The organism is Pseudoalteromonas sp. B131b, from assembly GCF_037162545.1.
GTDB lineage: Bacteria > Pseudomonadota > Gammaproteobacteria > Enterobacterales > Alteromonadaceae > Pseudoalteromonas > Pseudoalteromonas fuliginea.
On the sequence record NZ_JARLUZ010000001.1, the window covers coordinates 1,294,715 to 1,313,095 of the forward strand.

An 18,381-nucleotide genomic window follows, 5' to 3' on the forward strand; every position below is an offset into this window, starting at 1 on the left:
AAATTAGTAGTGTAAATACTAACCTAAATTTACTTCAGAGGTAACGTTAATATAAACGTTAGCGTATTGTTTTCGGTATTACTGGCCGTAATAGTAAAGCCATTTAAGTTACATAAGCTCTGTACAATTGATAATCCTAAACCATGGCGCTGGTTATTAGTTCTAGATGAATCTAGCTGATAGAGCGGGTCAAAAATAGCAGTGAGCTGTTCACTACTTAGTGGTTTATTTACTTTGTTACTAACAGAGATGCTCATGTTTGTGCTGTTATTTACGGCAGTTAATTTAATTGGCGCCTCAGGGAGTCCATAAAATAGTCCGTTATCGATTAAGTTACATAAAATGGTATTTAAACTAAATTCGTCAACATTAAGTGTAATCTCGTCACTTATTTCGTTATTTAAACGCGTTTTGATACTTGGATGCTTAAAGGTCAGCTCATCAATAATTTGATTTACTAAGTTATTTAGAATGATATTTTGCGCATTTAATTGCATTGTACTGCTACTTGAGCGCTGCAACAGTAATAGGTTGCTAACAATTGTTTTCATGCGCTGTGAAATATTAAGTACATCACTGGTATAGGTGTCGCTAATACGTTTATCGTCAGGGTAGCGAATAGCCACCTCTGAGAGGCTTATGAGTTCAGCTATTGGGGTTTTTAGCTCGTGTGCAATGTCGCTTGTTAGGCGTTTTTCATTACTATAGAGTTGCTGATTAACGGTAATAAACTTATTTAGCTCGTTACGTATGGGTTCTATTTCTTCTACTTTAAAGTCGCTTTCTATTGTTTGCGCAACACCGGTAATATCGAGTAACTTAATTTGATCATTTAAATTATGTAGCGGGTGCAGGCCTTTATTTACAATACGTGTCACTAAATAGCGCACACCAAACACACCAAGCACACAGGTTAAAATAAAGACCACATCAATAATAATAAGTACTTTATTAAGTTCGGCTGTCGGCGCTGCAATCGCAAGAGTCATGGTATTAAAAACAGCAGAGTGAGTGGGGTTTCTATCGTCTTTTTGGGCTACAAAGTGACTTATAAGTGCGCGGCCATCACGCCCGTTAGGGAGCTCGTAATCTATAATTTTAGATTCGTTTATCGGCATTTCTAAAAAAGGCAGGTTAGCATTTTTATAAAGCGCTAATGAGTCCGAGCGCTCAAACACATCACGGCCATGCCATAACTGGTAAAACTCCGTGGCATCGGCTGCTTCATACTCCGACATAAATTCACCAGCAAAATCAAATTCAACCACGTTGTTGTCATCTTCAACTAAGGTTTTTAAGTAGTTAGCTTTGTTAGTTAAAGACTGATTGAACTGATCTTCCACCCAAGTATCAACGCTTAAATCAACGGTTAAAAATATGGTGAATAAAATAACTGAGATCACAGCGCTAATATTATTAACGAGTTTACGTTTTATTGAGTGACTTTTATTTTGTTGTTGCGACATAACCAAATCCACGTTTATTTTTTATCGGGAGCTCGCCGTCAAACTGTCTTACTTTTTTACGTATGGTTGAGATGTGTGCTTCAAGCGCATTTTTAGAGAGCATATCAAACTGACCTACCACCGCTTCACTTATAAGCTCGAGTCCTAATACTCGCTCTGGGGCATTAAATAAGCATTCTATTATTTTGTATTCATTGCGAGTGAGCTCAATGACATGTTGCTTGTAGTGAAGAGTTTTAAGCGAGAGATCTAATACGCAATCACCTACGGTAAGGGTATTTTGTTGGTTTTGCAGTGAACCACGACGAAGTAATGCAAGGACACGAGCATGGAGTTCTTCAAACGAAAATGGCTTAGTTAAATAATCGTCAGCGCCTTTCATAAGACCGTTAATTTTATCTTGAGGCTCACTTCGTGCAGATAAAATTAGCACACGGCTTTGGCTATTACTGCTGCGCAGTGCTTGTAAAATACTCATGCCATCAACACTGGGTAGCATTAAATCAAGTACAAGGAGGTCGTAGTTTCCACTCAGTGCCATACTCAACCCTTCTGAGCCATCACCAGTTTCATCTACGGTAAAACCAAGGTTGCTAAGGCCAACTTGCAAGCTGCGCCTTAGTGCTTCAGAGTCTTCAATAACGAGAATTTTCATGTTTACTCGGTTTATAAAAATAGCCTTGTTACTTTAACAAGGCTTTATTATCAAGTCACTGCAAGAATAAGAACTAATGGTACCAGCCATTTGTGTAGGCTAAATTACCTAAGTTCGCATGGGCTAGGGCTTTTTTAACTAGTTGCTCATCGTTTTCACATGGTACAAGCTGGTTATTGCTATACGTATAGGTGGTAGCTGGTTTTTGTGGTTGTAACACCACCACTTTATTATCGTGCATATATGCAAAGTTTTTGTCGTATTGCATCATTGCGCGTTGTTTGTTGTCGCTAATTGGCTTTGATAAATCATGGCCTATCATAGGATGCTTACCACTTGCGCCAATTAAAGACAGTAGAGTAACAGGAATATCGATCTGGCTGGCTAGTTGGCTATCTCGTTTATGGGTAATACCTTTACCAAAAATAACGGCCGGAATTTTAAAGTGATCAACCGGTACTAAATTCGAACCCGATACGCGCGAGTCGTGATCGGCAATAACTATAAATACAGTGTCGTCCCAGTAGCTCGATTTTTTGGCTTTTTCGATAAATGTACCTAGCGCGTAATCTGCATACTTTGCTGCATTATTACGGGTTTGTTTTTGTTTGTCGTACAGCGTTATTTTATCGTCAGGAAAGTCATACGGACTATGATTAGAGCTTGAGAATATAAGGCTAAAAAAGGGTTTGTTTTGATTTTTAAGCTTAGTAAGTTCTATGTCGGCTTGGTCGTACAAGTCTTCGTCTGATGCGCCCCACGAGCCATTAAAATCTATTTTTTTAAAGTTATTTGTATCTACGATACTTTTAAAACCATTGCCTAAAAAGAAGCTTCGCATGTTATCAAAATGGCTTTCGCCACCATAAATAAACTGTGTGCTGTAATTTTGCTTCGCTAAAAAATCAGCAATGGTAAAAAAATCACGTTGTGATTTATCAAGCTTAACAACCGCACGCGAAGGCGTTGGTGTAAACCCTGTAATTACTGCCTCAATTCCACGCACTGAACGTGTACCCGTGGCGTATAAATTATCAAACCCCCAGCCTTGTTTATAAAGGGCGTCTATATTAGGTGTAAGCGGTAAACCGCCAAGCGTGCCTACATAACGAGCACCTAAACTTTCTTGTAAAATAATGACTAGATTTTTTGGTTTACCTGTATTACTTGCTTCATGAAACGTTTTTGTAGGGGCGGTTACATCATTAAATGCAGCTTGCGTGTTTTGCATGTTTCTACGCACAATACTAAGCAATTCAGCGGTAGGCATTTTGCCATAATAGTCTTGGCTTGATTGTTCGTTAGAGAGTTGCTTAACTGCAAATGCGACGCTATAAAGTGAGTTAAGGGTTAAGTCGTTAAGTAAGTGATCAGTAGAGAACGAGACCATGGCGGGGTTAAGTGGTCTGTGCCCTAATGAGTTACGCGCGCCCAAAATAGTTAAGCATACTAAAACGAGCGCTAAAATTGATTGGTTTAAGCCTGTTAGTGATGACGTACTTTGCCATTGATTGCTAAATATTTTGCTTGCAAATTTACAGCTTAAAACAAGTGCTATAACAGCAATAAATACTTCTAACTTATAGCCTGAAAAAATCATTTTTGAGACTTCTTTAGGGTAAATTAAATATTCTATAAATAAGCGGTTAGGGCGCAAGTCGTACTCGTTTATAAACGTAGGCGTAATCACTTCAAAAAAAACGAGTAAAGCAGACATCCCCACTAAGTAAATTTTAATTAGGCCGCGTACTTTATTTTGCCAACCTACGCTTTGCATCAGTAAGGTAAGTAGTAATGCGGGCATAATAATGTAGCTTAGAGTGGCTATATCAACTCTTAAACCACCTATAAATATAGACAACCACGCATGCGATCCAAATACACGTTCGCCTTGCCATACACTTAAACCAAAGCGGGCAAGTGTTAAAAAGCTAAGTGCTAAAATAGCAAATACAATAAAAATCCATACAGGGCCAAGTGCATTTTGTACTTTAGGTATTACTTTAAATATTAGCTTCGTTATTTTAGCTATAAAAGTTAGCTTTATGCCCATAACACAGCCCACCAAATAAGTGCGGCAATTAGCATAGCTATAAACACGCTTGCAGAGGCAATATCTTTAGCGAGCCCTGAAAGCTCATGGTATTCACTGCCAATCCTATCAACTACAACCTCAACTGCCGTATTTACTAATTCAGCAAACAACACAAAAAGCAGGCTGGCAATAAGTAATAGTTTATCGCTTAGTGTAACTTCTTGTAGCCACACGAACACACCCAATAATGAAAACAGTGCTAGCTCTTGTTGAAACGCCGCTTCAAATCGACTCATCCATTTTAAGCCGTTAAAAGAATGGCTTAAGGTAAAAATAAGGCGCATTAAGCCTTGGCGTTTTATAACGGTTTTATTACTCATAATTGTATTTCGCTTGGTGTTGTTTGGCAGCTAGCAAGTAAATCAAGGGATGCCTGATACGCTTTGCTTTTAATGCCAATTAAATTTAAAAGGGTGTGAAAAATATTGTTGTGTGAGCGTGCAGCAGTGGTGTCTAAATTAACTAAACAGGTATTGGTAATGCGCTGGTTATGCTCATCAGCCCACATATAAAGGGGGACATGTGTTTGTGTACTTGGGGCAAAGCTATACGGAAAACCATGTAAATAAGCACCAGCTTCGCCAAGTGATTCACCATGATCAGAGACATATAAAAACTGCTTATCTATGTTGTTTGGCAGTGCTTTTAATTGCTCAATTACCTGGGCGTTAACAAAGTCGCTGTACGCAATTGTGTTGTCGTAGGTATTAACTAATTCATCGAGTGAGCAGTTTTGAATGTCGCTTCTGTCGCACGTGGGCGTAAATTGCTTAAATTTTTCTGGGTAGCGTTTAAAGTAGGTTGGTCCGTGTGAGCCCATCATATGTAGGACGATAACGGTGTTAGCTTGGCTTAAATTAGCGAGTTTGCGTTTAAGTGGAACAAGCAGTGCTTCATCAAAACAATATTTTCCATCGCAAAGTGCTGATGGGGTGGTTGGGATGTCAATGTTAACAACACGGGTGCATACGTTTTTACAGCCGCTGTTATTATCAACCCACAGTACATCGCTGCCAGCTTGTTGTGCTAAATCAATCAGGTTTTGTTGGTTGTCGGCTGCTAATCGATCAAAGTTATCTTGTGTTTGCAGTGAAAACATACACGGCACAGACACTGCAGTAGCGGTGCCACAAGACGCCACATTATTAAAATATGTAACATTGTACTTTTGTGTGTAAGAATTTGTGTTGCGCTTATAACCTTGATAAGTAAAGTTTTCTGCTCGTGCGGTTTCGCCAACAACTATAACGGTTACGCTGGTGGTATTGGGTGCAATAAGAGTAGGTGTTGCGTCTATATTTTTAAATTCCATATTGGTATACAGCAGCTGATCGCGCATATATTTATAACCGCTAGAGAGGTATTGAAATGGAATGATTTCTTTTTTAAAATACGGTTATTGCGGCCTGTGGCTGCGTAGTCGGCGTAAAAGTTAGCGACCACTAAAGCAATTAGCGTTAAGCAGGCAATAATAAGTTTTATGCGGCTAATCGCTTCTTGGTGAGGGCGGGTAAAGTGTATTTTTACTTTGCTTAATACAAAAACAGGTAGCGCACAAAACAGCAGTAGAAAACCTATGAGCTGCGGGTTTAAATAGCTCAACGCTTCGCTTAAATCAGTTTCAAATGTGTTTTGAATCATTGAATAGTCAAACACGACGCCGTAATTTAATGAGCCGTAAAGCACAGCGCTCGAAATTATCAGTAAAAGGTAGTTAATTGGCTTTAGTAACCACCTAACCGACACTATCGAAAAGAAAATGATTAAAAGGCATAACAACAGTAGTGGCACTGAAAGTAAAAATAGCCACGAAAAAGATGTAAGGGAGGTGATGGCGCTAAACGAACCTTGAATAAAAGGAATGTTTATAACTAAACAGTAATAACAGGCAATCATCACTACAAAGGCATTTGCACTGCAGTGAATGTAAAACCGTTTACTACGATTTGGCTTTTTTGTGCTGGTGTTTGGCTAACTACGTTCATATACAGGCTCGTTTAAAATAACAACGCCATGCTATGCAACAATACTTAAGGGCAGCTTAAGAGAAGCTACGCATTACCTGAAGGTGATAAATAATTTTATTTATAAAAATATTCTTAAAAATTAATCAAACCTTAAATAAGGGATATAAGAATAGTGAATTTCTGAGAATGAAATTAGAGCATAAAAAAACCACCACCAGTTTATATAATGAATTTTAAAACCTGATAAATTGCCTTTTAGTCTTTTTGTTAGATTAACTTTGGTGTTGACTTAAAGGGCCTAGCGCGGTACTAATATAAAAAGAGAGCGAAGGAATAACCTTCGCGATAATTGAACAAAATTTGGTATTAATTACATGCTTACAAATGCACTTAACCTAGTCCTGATTATTATCGTGGTGATTATTCCCGCGAGGGCTTCGTAGTGCTTTAAAAACTTAAGCATTAAAAAAGCCCTCCGCACTTAACCGTTCGGAGGGCTTTTTAGTTTTAAGGGTAAAGTTTTTAGCGTAAAAATGTAATTGGGTTGTCACTGAGGAATGAGGGTTTATTAATGACAGGCGCAGAACTAACAATCGATTTATTGACCAAACACGGCGTAAATGAAGTATTTGGCTACCCAGGCGGAGCTATTATGCCAATTTACGATGCGCTGTATGGCGCGCCAGTCAAACACTACCTAACTCGCCATGAGCAAGGTGCAGGGTTTGCAGCAGTTGGTTATGCTCGCAGCACACGTAAATTAGGCGTATGTTTTGCAACATCGGGCCCAGGTGCAACTAATTTAATAACCGCTCTTGCTGATGCGATGATGGACTCAGTACCATTATTGGCGATCACTGGCCAAGTGCCTACTGCAGCTATTGGTTCAGATGCGTTTCAAGAAATAGATGTACTAGGTATGTCGCTTTCGTGTACTAAGCACAGCTACATGGTAGAACGAGCTGAAGACTTAGCAGAGATATTACAAGAAGCGATTCATTTAGCGCAAAGCGGCCGACCAGGCCCTGTACTTGTCGATATCCCAAAAGATATTCAAATGGCGCAAGTCCCTTTTAAACCTTGGCTAGCAGCTGATGAATACTTACCAGAGTTAGATTTAAAGCAAGTTGCTATTGCTAATCAATTGTTGAGTGAGGCTAAACAGCCTGTAGCGTATGTAGGTGGTGGTGTACAAGCCGCTGATGCGCAAGACGAGCTAATGCAATTTTTAAATAAAACGCAGATGCCAGCTGTATCAACACTTAAAGCGTTGGGTAGTGTGTTACCAGATTACGAACATTACTTAGGTATGTTGGGTATGCATGGTGGTCAAGCTGCTAATATCGCAGTACAAGAATGTGATGTACTTGTATGTATAGGGGCGCGCTTTGATGACCGCGTAACAGGTAACTTAGCTAAATTTGCAGCTAAAGCTAAAGTAATTCATTTAGATATAGATGCCGCTGAAGTCGGTAAGCGAAAACCTGCTAAAGCCTCATTAATTGCTGATTTAAAAACGTCGCTACCCGCACTTGAGTGCTTTGTAACCCCTAAAGCGTGGTGTGACACAAATAAAGAAATGAATATTAAGCATGCGTGGCGTTACGACTACCCAGGTGAGAAGGTTTTTGCACCGTACTTATTAAACCAACTAAGCCAACGCATGCCAAATACAGGGGTTGTGTGCTGCGATGTGGGTCAGCATCAAATGTGGGTAGCACAACACATGAAGTTTACTCACCCGAGTAATCATTTAAGTAGTGGTGGTGCAGGCACAATGGGCTTTGGTTTACCTGCGGCTATTGGCGCGCAAGTAGCACGCCCTGATGACTTTGTTATTACTGTATCGGGCGATGGCTCAATAATGATGAATATTCAAGAGTTGGCCACGATTCGCCGTAATAATTTACCTGTAAAAATATTAATTTTAGATAACCAACGTTTAGGGATGGTTCGCCAATGGCAGGAACTATTTTTGAAGGGCGTTATTCTGAAACTAACCTGTCGGATAACCCAGACTTTGTTCAATTAGCCGCTGTATTTGGTATTCCTGGGCAAACAATAACTCACGCTAATCAAGTTGATGATGCGATAACTGCATTAGTTAATAGTAAAGGGCCGTACATAGTACATGCCTGTATTGATGATAAAGAAAATGTTTGGCCACTTGTACCACCTGGGGCTGCTAACGACGAAATGATGACGGAGAAAGCAAAATGAAACATAGCCTAACTATTGCATTAAAAAGCCAAAGTATAGCGGTAGAGCGCTTTTTACGAGTGGTGCGTCATCGTGGTTTTGACCTTACGCATTTTCAGCTCAATATGGATGATGGTTTTTATAATGTAGACATGACGGTAGATAGTGATAAACCAATTTACCTATTAACCAGCCAGTTAAATAAGCTGGTGGATGTCAAAGAAGTCACTTTACAAAATTTACAGCAACAACAGGCTGTGTAATTACGAATTAAAAAATAATTTACGAGTAACTGAGTCTCTCGGTTATTCACCAATTTTAGAATGAGGAATGCCCGCTTATATTGCGGCAAAAACTGAGGTAACTATGGCTAAATTAAGAAGTGCAACAACAACTGAAGGACGTAAACGTGCAGGCGCAAGAGCATTATGGCGCGCAACAGGTATGACAGACTCTGATTTTGGTAAACCGATTATTGCCGTAGTTAACTCGTTTACACAATTTGTACCAGGGCATGTACACCTTAATCAGCTTAGTGAGCTTATGGGTGAGACGATAACCCAAGCGGGTGGCGTTCCTAAAGAATTTAATACCATTGCTATTGATGATGGCATTGCGATGGGACACGGCGGTATGCTTTATTCGCTGCCTTCACGCGATTTAATTGCTGACTCGGTTGAATACATGGTGAATGGTCACTGCGCCGATGCGATGATTTGTATTTCAAACTGCGACAAAATCACTCCTGGGATGATGCTTGCAGCGCTACGTTTAAACATACCGGTAATATTTGTATCGGGCGGCCCAATGGAAGCGGGTAAAACTAAACTTGCTAACATCGACATTAAACTTGATTTAGTCGATGCCATGGTTAAAGGCGCTGATGAATCGGTAAGTGATGCAGATTCAGAACAAGTTGAGCGCTCTGCATGTCCAACATGTGGTTCGTGTTCAGGCATGTTTACTGCAAACTCAATGAACTGTTTGTTAGAGGCAATAGGTTTAGCATTGCCAGGTAACGGCACGACGCTTGCTACTCATAAAGACCGTAAACAACTGTATGTTGAAGCGGGGGCTCGTATTGTTGATTTATGTCGTGAGTATTATCAAAAAGATAATCAAGATGTATTGCCACGTGCTATTGCTAACAAAACAGCCTTTATGAATGCAATGGTTGTTGATATTGCAATGGGTGGCTCGTCAAATACGGTATTGCATTTACTCGCTGCAGCGCAAGAAGCGGGCGTTGATTTTGATATGTCGCACATTGATGCGCTTTCTCGTAAAACACCTTTTTTATGTAAAGTTGCACCAGCAACACCTGAATATCATATTGAAGATGTACACCGTGCAGGTGGCATGATGGCTGTTGTACGCGAGCTTGGTAAAGCGGGCTTAGTTGATATGTCGGTTAATCATGTAGCTGGGTCAACAATGGCTGAGCTTGTTAAAAAATGGGATGCAACCGACCCAACTAACGAAGTAGCGCGCAAATTTTACCGTGCGGGTCCTGCGGGCATTCGTACAACTAAAGCAATGAGCCAAGAGTGTCGTTGGGACGAGGGCGATAATGACCGTGTGAATGGGTGTATTCGAAGCGTTGAACACGCTTTTCGCCAAGACGGTGGTTTAGCTGTGCTTTCGGGTAATCTAGCGGTTGATGGCTGTGTTGTAAAAAGTGCTGGCGTAGTTGATGAAATGCTACATTTTGAAGGCACCGCCATTGTATACGAATCACAAGATGATTCAGTAGAAGGGATTTTAAATAACGAAGTAAAAGCCGGTGATGTTGTTGTTATTCGTTATGAAGGGCCTAGAGGCGGCCCAGGTATGCAAGAAATGCTATACCCAACTAGCTACTTAAAATCAAAAGGCCTAGCTGAAAAATGTGCACTTATTACTGATGGTCGCTTTTCGGGTGGTACTTCGGGTTTATCAATTGGTCATGTGTCACCAGAGGCAGCAAGTGGTGGTGCAATTGCTTATGTTGAAAATGGCGACAAAATCATTATTGATATCGCAACCCGTGAAATTACGTTAGCGTTAAGTGATGAAGAGCTTGAAGCACGTAAACAAAAACAATTAGCACGCGGAAAACTGGCGTACAAACCAGTTGATCGTGAGCGCTATGTATCGTCTGCTTTAAAGGCTTATGCATTACTTGCAACAAGTGCTGATAAAGGCGCAGTGCGCGACTTAGCTAAATTGGAGGCGCTTAGTTAATTATGGTCTCTCAAGAGCTCGATTATTTTCGCGCTATTATTCAAGCAAACATGGAGCCTTTGGCTAAAGTTACTGAGGTCAGCGAAATGGCTGAGCTTGGTGCTAAATTAGGTAACCATGTTTGGTTAAAGCGTGAAGACCAACAGCCCGTGTATTCATTTAAATTACGCGGTGCGTATAACAAATTAAATAAATTACCTAAAGGCTCAGTGGTTATCACTGCTTCTGCGGGTAATCATGCTCAAGGGGTTGCACTAAGTGCTTCTCACTTAGGGCATCAAGCTACAATTGTAATGCCAGTAACAACGCCTGAAATAAAAGTCAGCGCAGTGCGTGCACTTGGCGGTGAAGTTGTATTACATGGCCATCATTTTGATGCAGCAAAAGCATATGCGCTTGAGCTTACAGAGCAACGCAATGGTATATTTGTCCCACCATTTGATGATCCGGATGTCATTGTTGGTCAAGGCACTGTAGCACGCGAGCTAATGCAGCAATTAAACGAGCTCGATGCGGTGTTTATTCCTGTTGGCGGCGGCGGTTTACTTGCTGGGATGGCGGTTTATATTAAATCGCTGCGTCCAGATATAAAAGTAATTGGTGTAGAGGCCGACGAAAGTGCGTGTTTACAAGCAGCACTTGAAGCCGGCAAGCCAGTAGAGCTTGATCGCGTTGGCAGTTTTGCCGATGGCGTAGCGGTTAAAATTATTGGCACTGAAACATTTCGCTTAGCGCAAAAGTTTTGTGATGAAGTTATAACCGTTACCAGCGACGAAATATGTGCTGCCATGCAGGATATTTTTGTATCTACCCGTGCAATTGCAGAGCCTTCAGGTGCACTTGCAACGGCAGGGCTTAAAAAGTGGAGCCAACAGTCAGGGTTAAAAGGGTTACATTTAGCGGCTGTGCTTTCGGGTGCTAATTTAAACTTTGATCGCCTGCGTTATGTTGCAGAGCGCACTGCGCTGGGTGAAAAAAACGAAGCGTTATTAGCGGTTACTATTAAAGAAGAAAAAGGCAGTTTTAAACAGTTTTGTGCTTCTTTAGGTGGCCGTGCTATTACTGAGTTTAACTACCGTTATGCAGGACCTGGTGAAGCACAAATATTTGTAGGTATTGCCCTGCGCCAAGGCGAGCAAGAGCTTAATGAGCTAAAGCAAGACTTAACAAATAATGATTACCAATTTTGCGACCTGTCGGATAACGAACTCGCTAAATTACATGTGCGCTATATGGTTGGCGGAAAAGCACCAGAGCAATTACATGAGCGCTTACTTCGCTTTGAATTTCCTGAATATCCAGGTGCGCTTGCACGCTTTTTAGATACTTTAGGTAGTAATTGGAACATTACCTTATTTCATTATCGTAATCACGGTGGTTCTATGGGGAATGTACTGGCAGGTTTTGCTATTGAGCCAAGTCAGTATGAGATGTTTAACGAGCACTTAAACCGTTTAGGTTACAGTGTACAAGATGAAACACAAAATCCGTGCTTTAGCCAATTTTTAACATCAAAGCCGCAAGCAGAAAAAGCCGAAAAACTCGCCTCAGTATAGTCCTTCTTTAAAGGCAGGCACCTAACTAGGGTGCTTGCTTTATCGTAAATTTTACATATAGTTACAGGTAATCGTCATACTTTTTGAGGGCACTTGGTTGCTATTAAAAGGATTAATTTTTGTATTGTGTTTTTTTTGTAGTCACATAGTGGCGCAAGAATCAGTTACATTACAGCTAAAATGGACGCATCAGTTTCAGTTTGCCGGTTATTATATGGCAGAGCAAAAAGGCTTTTATAATGAAGCAGGCCTTGATGTAACTATAAAACCAGCTAATCCAATGATGCCTGATACTTTTGGTCCTGTTGCCAATGGAGAAGCACAGTTTGGTGTCGGACATTCAGGCATTTTACAGCAACGTATTAATGGACAACCTCTTGTTGCTATGGCTGCCTTATTACAGTTTTCACCTTACTGCTGGATGGTTAAAGACACGTCTGATATTTTTCATCCACGTGACTTTGTTAATAAACGTATCACTGCGGTGAGCAAAAATGATGGTACCGAACTACTTATTATGCTTAAACGCAGTGGCGTTGATGTCGATAAACTCAAACTTTACGATGGCGAAAATCCAGATCAGGCTTGGATTGAAAACAAGCTAGATGCTATGCAAGTGTATGTTACTAACCAGCCGTACTACATGACTCAGCAAAGCGTATCTCACCGGCTTATATGCCCACAGCGTTATGGTATGGATGTATATGGAGATATTTTATTTACCAGCGAAAGTATGCTTAAAAAAATCCGCAAACGGTGGAAAAGTTTTATCAAGCAAGCCTAAAAGGCTGGCGCTATGCAATGATGAATATGGATGAAGCTATTGCGGTAACCCAGCAAAGATATGCACCGAGTAAAAGTTTTCATCAGCTCGCTTTTGAGGCCGAAGTACTAAGGGATTATATAACGCCACCCACGACCAGTTTAGGGCATATGTCGATAGCAAAATGGCGTTTAATTGCTGATCTATATGCAATTGAGCAAAATGAATTTGATGAGGTGAAAGCGAATTTTATATATAAATATCAAGAACCCGAAAAAGTGCAGTTATCGTGGATGTTAATTGCTGCGATGATTATTAGTATTGTTTCTATTCCTCTGTATTTACGTTTAATATTCAGCAAAAAATAACCACTTAATGAGAGTTTATCGAGCTGGTATAATTAATTGTCTTTTTTATACTTTAAGCAGTTATGACTTTAGCGGAACAATTTTTTGCACTTGATTCATTACTCATGCGTAATCGTCATTATTGGCAGTGCACTGCGTTTGATTTTGACGCGATTCCTTGGGGAGATCTACAAGACACACTCAATAATCTAACGGATGATCAAGTAATCGCACTTGATAATGATCAAGATAAACTATATCAATTTTTTAGCAATCATATAAACCAACTTGATGAGCTCGCTAATTTATGCGAATTACCTAGCACCGCACACGCGAAAGTTGATTATCCTTTTTGGCTGAGTAACGGCATTAAAGGCCGTAAATTTGAGCAGTTAAAAGATTTTGTATCTGCACTACCTAATACTAAGCAACCAGTTTTAGAATGGTGCGCCGGTAAAGGGCACTTAGGGCGAATGCTTGCGTTTAATGGCGCAAGTAATGTGCATAGTATTGAACTGCAACAAAGCTTATGCGAGCAAGGACAAAAAAGTGTACAGCAACAAGGCTTGGTAATGCACTTTAGCCAAGCAAATGTATTAAAAGACGATATCACTCAATTTTTTAATACAGATATGCATGCTGTAGCACTTCACGCATGTGGAGGTTTACACCAAACATTTATGCGCCAAGCAAGTTTAGCAAAAGTACAACAAATTAGTTTTTCACCTTGTTGTTATCATTTATTTACGGCTAATGAATACCTTGCAATGAGTGAGGTTGCAAAACAAAGTGGACTAAACCTAACACACCGCGATTTAAAGCTCGCTTTACAAGAAACTGTTACTGCGCCTTCTCGTTTAGAAAAAGTGCGCAAAACAGAACTAGAATGGCGACTCGGTTTTGATGCACTAAGAAAGTCGATTACTGGCGAACAACACTACGTAAGTGTTCCTTCGGTTAATAAAGCTATATTCTCAGATTCGTTTAAATCATTTTGCGGATGGGCAGCAGAAAAAAAGACACTAAAAATACCTCAAGATACTGATTACAATAAATATTTATCTATTGGGCAGGCTCGAAAAAAATAACAGATCGCGTTGAACTGGTTCGACATGTGTTCAGAAGGGCAATTGAGGTTTGGCTTGTGCTCGATCGTGCTTTATATTTGCAACAGCAAGGCTATCAAGTAAGCGTTAAAACGTTTTGTGAAAAGCAGTTAACGCCTCGCAATATTTTGATTCTTGCTAATATCCACTAAATTTCCGCCCTCGACTTAATAAGAGATGCAATGAGAAAGTTAAAAAATTTATTCGATAACAATAAACGTTGGGCTGCTCGTACAAGTGAAGCAGACCCTGAGTTTTTTAAAATTTTATCTATGCAACAAAATCCTGAATATTTATGGATTGGTTGCTCAGACTCTCGTGTACCTGCTAATCAAATAGTTGATTTACTACCAGGCGAATTATTTGTACATCGTAACGTTGCTAACGTGGTTGTACATACCGATCATAACTGTTTATCGGTTATGCAGTACGCTGTAGAGGTTTTAAAAGTAAAACATATCATGGTTGTGGGGCATTACGGTTGTGGTGGCGTACAAGCCGTTTTAAGCAATGCAAAATTTGGCTTTATTGACAACTGGCTACGCCATGTAGGGGATGTAAAAGAAAAGCACCTTGAACAACTTGACGCAATGCCAGAAAGCGAACGATTAAGCCGCCTTATTGAGCTAAATGTAATAGAGCAAGTACGTAATGTATGCCGTACTAATATAGTGCAAGATGCGTGGGAGCGTGGCCAAGAGCTAAGCGTTCATGGTTGGGTGTATGGTTTAGAAAACGGGCATCTTCATGATCTAGAATCTGTAGTGACGTGCGCGAGCGAAGAAACGCAAAGCTATAAAAGAGCAGTACAACACGTACTTAATAAAGTGGGTGAGAGTAAATAAATTCATGACTAAAACGGCGGTATTAATTGGTGCTACAGGTTTGGTCGGTAATGAGTTGCTCCATAAGCTACTTAATAGCGAGCATTATACTAAAGTGGTTACGTTGAGCCGTCGGGCTTTGCCTATTTTACACGCAAAGCTAGTTAATCATGTTATTGATTTTGAAAAATTAACTCAATACGTTGAGCTGTTTAAAGGTGACGTATTGTTTTCGTGTTTGGGCACCACCCGTAAGCAAGCTGGATCGATACAAGCTCAGCGTAAAGTTGATTTTGATTATCAGTTTATAGCGGCGCAGTTAGCGGCATGTAATGGCGTTACGCATTATTGTTTAGTGTCATCAAGCGGGGCGAACACGCACAGCAATAGCCCTTATTTAAAAATGAAGGGTGAGCTTGAGCAGCATATAAAAGCACTCGCTTTTGATAAAGTCAGCATTTTTCAACCGTCTTTATTGTTAGGTGATCGTGAGCAATTTAGAGTGGCAGAAAAAATAGGCAGTATTATTTTTCCTGTTATTACACGACTTCCATTTTTAAAGCGTTACAAACCAATAACTGGCGAGCAAGTTGCGCAAAAAATGCTGAGTGTGAGTTTAGAGCAACAGACTAAGTTATTTTATTACGTACTTGATGAGCTATTTGAATAAACTTAGTAAAACGCAAAAGGCAGCCTAAGCTGCCTTTGTAATTATTCAGTATCAGTCTCAGTGCTAAGTTGTTGCTCAAGCAATGCAACTTTAGCTTCAAGTTCGGTTAACTTTTCGCGAGTACGAATAAGTACTTGGCTTTGCACATCAAATTCTTCACGGCTCACAAAGTCCATCTCAGCAAGCTTGTTTTGTAAAACTTGCTTTGTTTTACCTTCGAGTGTGTCTGCTAGGTTTTTTACACCTTGTGGCATATTGCTAGTAATTTGCTTAGCAATTTCTTCAAGTTTTGCTGGGTTGATCATATTTGTCCCTTCGGCATTGCCTAAATGATAATAACTAATATTACCTTATACCCACGGTATTTAACACATGATCATCTTTACCTTAATTAATTAAGGCAATTGCTATGCTCGCAGTAATGGTTACGTTAAAATTGTGCGTCTTTTAAATTTCTTTGGTCGTTATGAAACTCAATCCTAAACAAGATGAAGCCGTAAAATATATTAGTGGTCCATGCTTAGTACTCGCAGGCGCAGGCTCTGGTAAAACCCGTGTTATTACGAATAAAATCGCTTATTTAGTGAAAAAATGTGAGTACAAAGCGCGAAATATAGCCGCCGTTACTTTTACCAATAAAGCAGCTAAAGAAATGCGTGAGCGAGTACTGCAAACGCTCGGTAAGCAAGACGCTAAAGGTTTATGGGTATCAACGTTTCATACACTAGGTTTAGAAATAATAAAAAAAGAGTTAAGCACATTGGGGTTTAAACCTGGCTTTTCGTTATTTGATGATCAAGATACTAATCAGCTTCTTAGTGAGCTCACCGAAGACGAACTAAAAAAAGACAAAGACCTACTCAAACTACTTAAAATGGAAATTGGTAGTTGGAAAAATGAATTAGTACTGCCAGAGCAAGCAATACGTGAAGCGCGCGATGCGCAAAAAGCCTTGTTTGCACAGCTCTATGCTCGCTATCAAAATCAGCTACGTGCATATAACGCACTGGATTTTGATGATTTAATTATGATCCCTACTTTGTTACTCACTAATAATGCCACTTCCCGTGAGCGTTGGCAGCAACGCTTTAAATATTTGCTGGTGGATGAGTATCAAGATACCAACACGAGCCAATATCAGCTCGTTAAATTGCTAGTAGGCGAGCGTGCCCGTTTTACCGTGGTAGGTGATGACGACCAATCAATTTATTCTTGGCGTGGTGCACGTCCGCAAAACTTAGTGTTATTAGGTAAAGACTACCCAGGGCTCAGACTAATAAAGCTTGAGCAAAATTATCGAAGTGCAGGGCGAATACTAAAAGCGGCTAACATTTTAATTGCCAATAACCCACATGACATAGAGAAAAAGTTATTTAGTGAACTAGGTTATGGTGAGCCGATTAAAGTAATAGGGTGCCGCGATGAAGAGCATGAATCTGAGCGCGTAGTTGCTGAAATAATCTCACATAAGTTTATGAAGCGAACCAGCTATAAAGATTACGCGATTTTATATCGTGGTAATCATCAAGCACGTGGCTTTGAAAAATCACTAATGAGTAACCGTATCCCTTATAAAATTAGTGGCGGTATGTCGTTTTTCGCTCGCTCAGAAATTAAAGATATTATGGCGTATTTACGTTTGCTAGTTAATCAAGATGATGACAATGCTTTTTTACGTATCGTAAATACACCGCGACGCGAAATAGGTACGGTTACCCTTGAAAAGCTTGGTACGCTTGCTAATGAAAAACATGCGAGCTTGTTTGCTACTTGCTTTGATAACGATTTAGGCTACAGATTAAAAGGGCGTGGCTTTAATGCGCTTGCTGGGTTTGCTCGTTGGGTTGTTGAGCTATCTGATAACGCGGTACGAAGCGACACGCTCGAAGCAGTTAAAGACTTGGTGCGTAATATTAACTACGAGGCGTATTTGTACGAGTCGTCCCCTAGCGCAAAAGCCGCTGAAATGCGCATGAAAAACGTATCCGAGCTATATCGTTGGATCACCGATATGTTGACCGGTGATGCCGATAACGAACCAATGACATTGGCTGAGGTTGTTAGTAAGCTAACCCTTCGCGATATGCTTGAGCGTAACGAAGAAGAAGATGAAACTGATGCAGTGCACTTATCAACACTACATGCATCAAAGGGCTTAGAGTACCCATACGTATTTATGGTGGGTATGGAAGAGGGCTTACTTCCGCATCAGGTCAGTATTGATGAGGACAACGTAGATGAAGAGCGCCGCTTAGCTTATGTTGGTATTACTCGTGCACAGCAGGAGTTAACACTTACTTATGCAAAAATTCGTCGTCAATTTGGTGAAACCTCACAAACTGAGTTAAGCCGATTTGTACAAGAGTTACCGCAGGACGATCTCGCGTTCGAAAACAAAAAGGCGCCAAATACGCAAGCAGAGCGCATGGAAAAAGGCCAAGCAAGAGTCGCTAATTTACGGGCTATGTTTAATAAAAAACCTGAGTAATTAACTATTATAAAGGGTAATT

11 protein-coding genes and 4 pseudogenes are annotated in these 18,381 nt (G+C 40.2%); 9 read left to right on the forward strand and 6 right to left on the reverse strand.

The annotated features are described in order from the left end of the window. Window positions 1-29 precede the first annotated feature (29 nt). The 5 genes and pseudogenes from P4S65_RS06035 to P4S65_RS06055 all read right to left on the reverse strand — a co-directional run bounded on the left by P4S65_RS06035 (window position 30) and on the right by P4S65_RS06055 (window position 6,201). On the reverse strand, window positions 30-1,466 hold the full coding sequence (locus tag P4S65_RS06035; protein WP_337119751.1) for a sensor histidine kinase: 1,437 nt from the start codon (window positions 1,464-1,466) through the stop codon (window positions 30-32). Beyond that, on the reverse strand, window positions 1,447-2,121 hold the full coding sequence (locus P4S65_RS06040; RefSeq protein ID WP_033028815.1) for a response regulator transcription factor: 675 nt from the start codon (window positions 2,119-2,121) through the stop codon (window positions 1,447-1,449). Before P4S65_RS06040 ends, P4S65_RS06035 begins: the two co-directional genes overlap by 20 nt. Before the next feature lie 73 nt (window positions 2,122-2,194). Then, entirely contained in the window at window positions 2,195-4,174 is a 1,980-nt protein-coding gene (locus tag P4S65_RS06045; RefSeq protein WP_337119752.1) for an LTA synthase family protein, read from the reverse strand. Further along, the gene (locus P4S65_RS06050) at window positions 4,165-4,536 is read right to left on the reverse strand and encodes a diacylglycerol kinase (RefSeq protein WP_282130751.1); all 372 of its coding nucleotides are present in this window, start codon (window positions 4,534-4,536) and stop codon (window positions 4,165-4,167) included. Before P4S65_RS06050 ends, P4S65_RS06045 begins: the two co-directional genes overlap by 10 nt. Beyond that, window positions 4,533-6,201: pseudogene (locus P4S65_RS06055) on the reverse strand (phosphoethanolamine transferase). The gene P4S65_RS06050 and the pseudogene P4S65_RS06055 overlap by 4 nt, the downstream one beginning before the upstream one ends. A 553-nt stretch (window positions 6,202-6,754) precedes the next feature. On the opposite strand from P4S65_RS06055, the pseudogene ilvG reads away from it, so the two are divergent. The 8 genes and pseudogenes from ilvG (at window position 6,755) to P4S65_RS06095 (ending at window position 15,871) form a co-directional block, all read left to right on the forward strand. Next, window positions 6,755-8,403: pseudogene (gene ilvG, locus P4S65_RS06060) on the forward strand (acetolactate synthase 2 catalytic subunit). Beyond that, on the forward strand, window positions 8,400-8,645 hold the full coding sequence (ilvM, locus tag P4S65_RS06065) for an acetolactate synthase 2 small subunit (protein ID WP_008137711.1): 246 nt from the start codon (window positions 8,400-8,402) through the stop codon (window positions 8,643-8,645). Before ilvG ends, ilvM begins: the two are co-directional and overlap by 4 nt. Before the next feature lie 103 nt (window positions 8,646-8,748). Further along, on the forward strand, window positions 8,749-10,605 hold the full coding sequence (gene ilvD, locus P4S65_RS06070) for a dihydroxy-acid dehydratase (protein ID WP_337119753.1): 1,857 nt from the start codon (window positions 8,749-8,751) through the stop codon (window positions 10,603-10,605). 2 nt (window positions 10,606-10,607) lie between these two features. Beyond that, window positions 10,608-12,161: a threonine ammonia-lyase, biosynthetic gene (ilvA, locus tag P4S65_RS06075; protein ID WP_033028819.1), complete on the forward strand. Its 1,554-nt coding sequence runs from the start codon at window positions 10,608-10,610 to the stop codon at window positions 12,159-12,161. Window positions 12,162-12,258: 97 nt separating this feature from the next. Continuing rightward, a pseudogene (locus tag P4S65_RS06080) lies at window positions 12,259-13,292 on the forward strand (ABC transporter substrate-binding protein). Between the two features lie 62 nt (window positions 13,293-13,354). Continuing rightward, window positions 13,355-14,529 (forward strand): annotated as a pseudogene (locus tag P4S65_RS06085) (methyltransferase). A 30-nt stretch (window positions 14,530-14,559) separates the two neighbouring features. After that, on the forward strand, window positions 14,560-15,222 hold the full coding sequence (can, locus tag P4S65_RS06090) for a carbonate dehydratase (RefSeq protein WP_007377282.1): 663 nt from the start codon (window positions 14,560-14,562) through the stop codon (window positions 15,220-15,222). A gap of 4 nt (window positions 15,223-15,226) precedes the next feature. Further along, window positions 15,227-15,871 (forward strand): NAD(P)H-binding protein, encoded by a 645-nt coding sequence (locus P4S65_RS06095; RefSeq protein ID WP_008137703.1) that lies wholly within the window; start codon window positions 15,227-15,229, stop codon window positions 15,869-15,871. Between the two features lie 41 nt (window positions 15,872-15,912). On the opposite strand, the gene ubiK is transcribed toward P4S65_RS06095, so the two are convergent. After that, on the reverse strand, window positions 15,913-16,176 hold the full coding sequence (gene ubiK / locus P4S65_RS06100; RefSeq protein ID WP_007377280.1) for a ubiquinone biosynthesis accessory factor UbiK: 264 nt from the start codon (window positions 16,174-16,176) through the stop codon (window positions 15,913-15,915). 161 nt (window positions 16,177-16,337) lie between these two features. On the opposite strand from ubiK, the gene rep reads away from it, so the two are divergent. After that, the gene (gene rep, locus P4S65_RS06105) at window positions 16,338-18,359 is read left to right on the forward strand and encodes a DNA helicase Rep (RefSeq protein WP_033028820.1); all 2,022 of its coding nucleotides are present in this window, start codon (window positions 16,338-16,340) and stop codon (window positions 18,357-18,359) included. The last annotated feature ends 22 nt before the right edge of the window (window positions 18,360-18,381 follow it).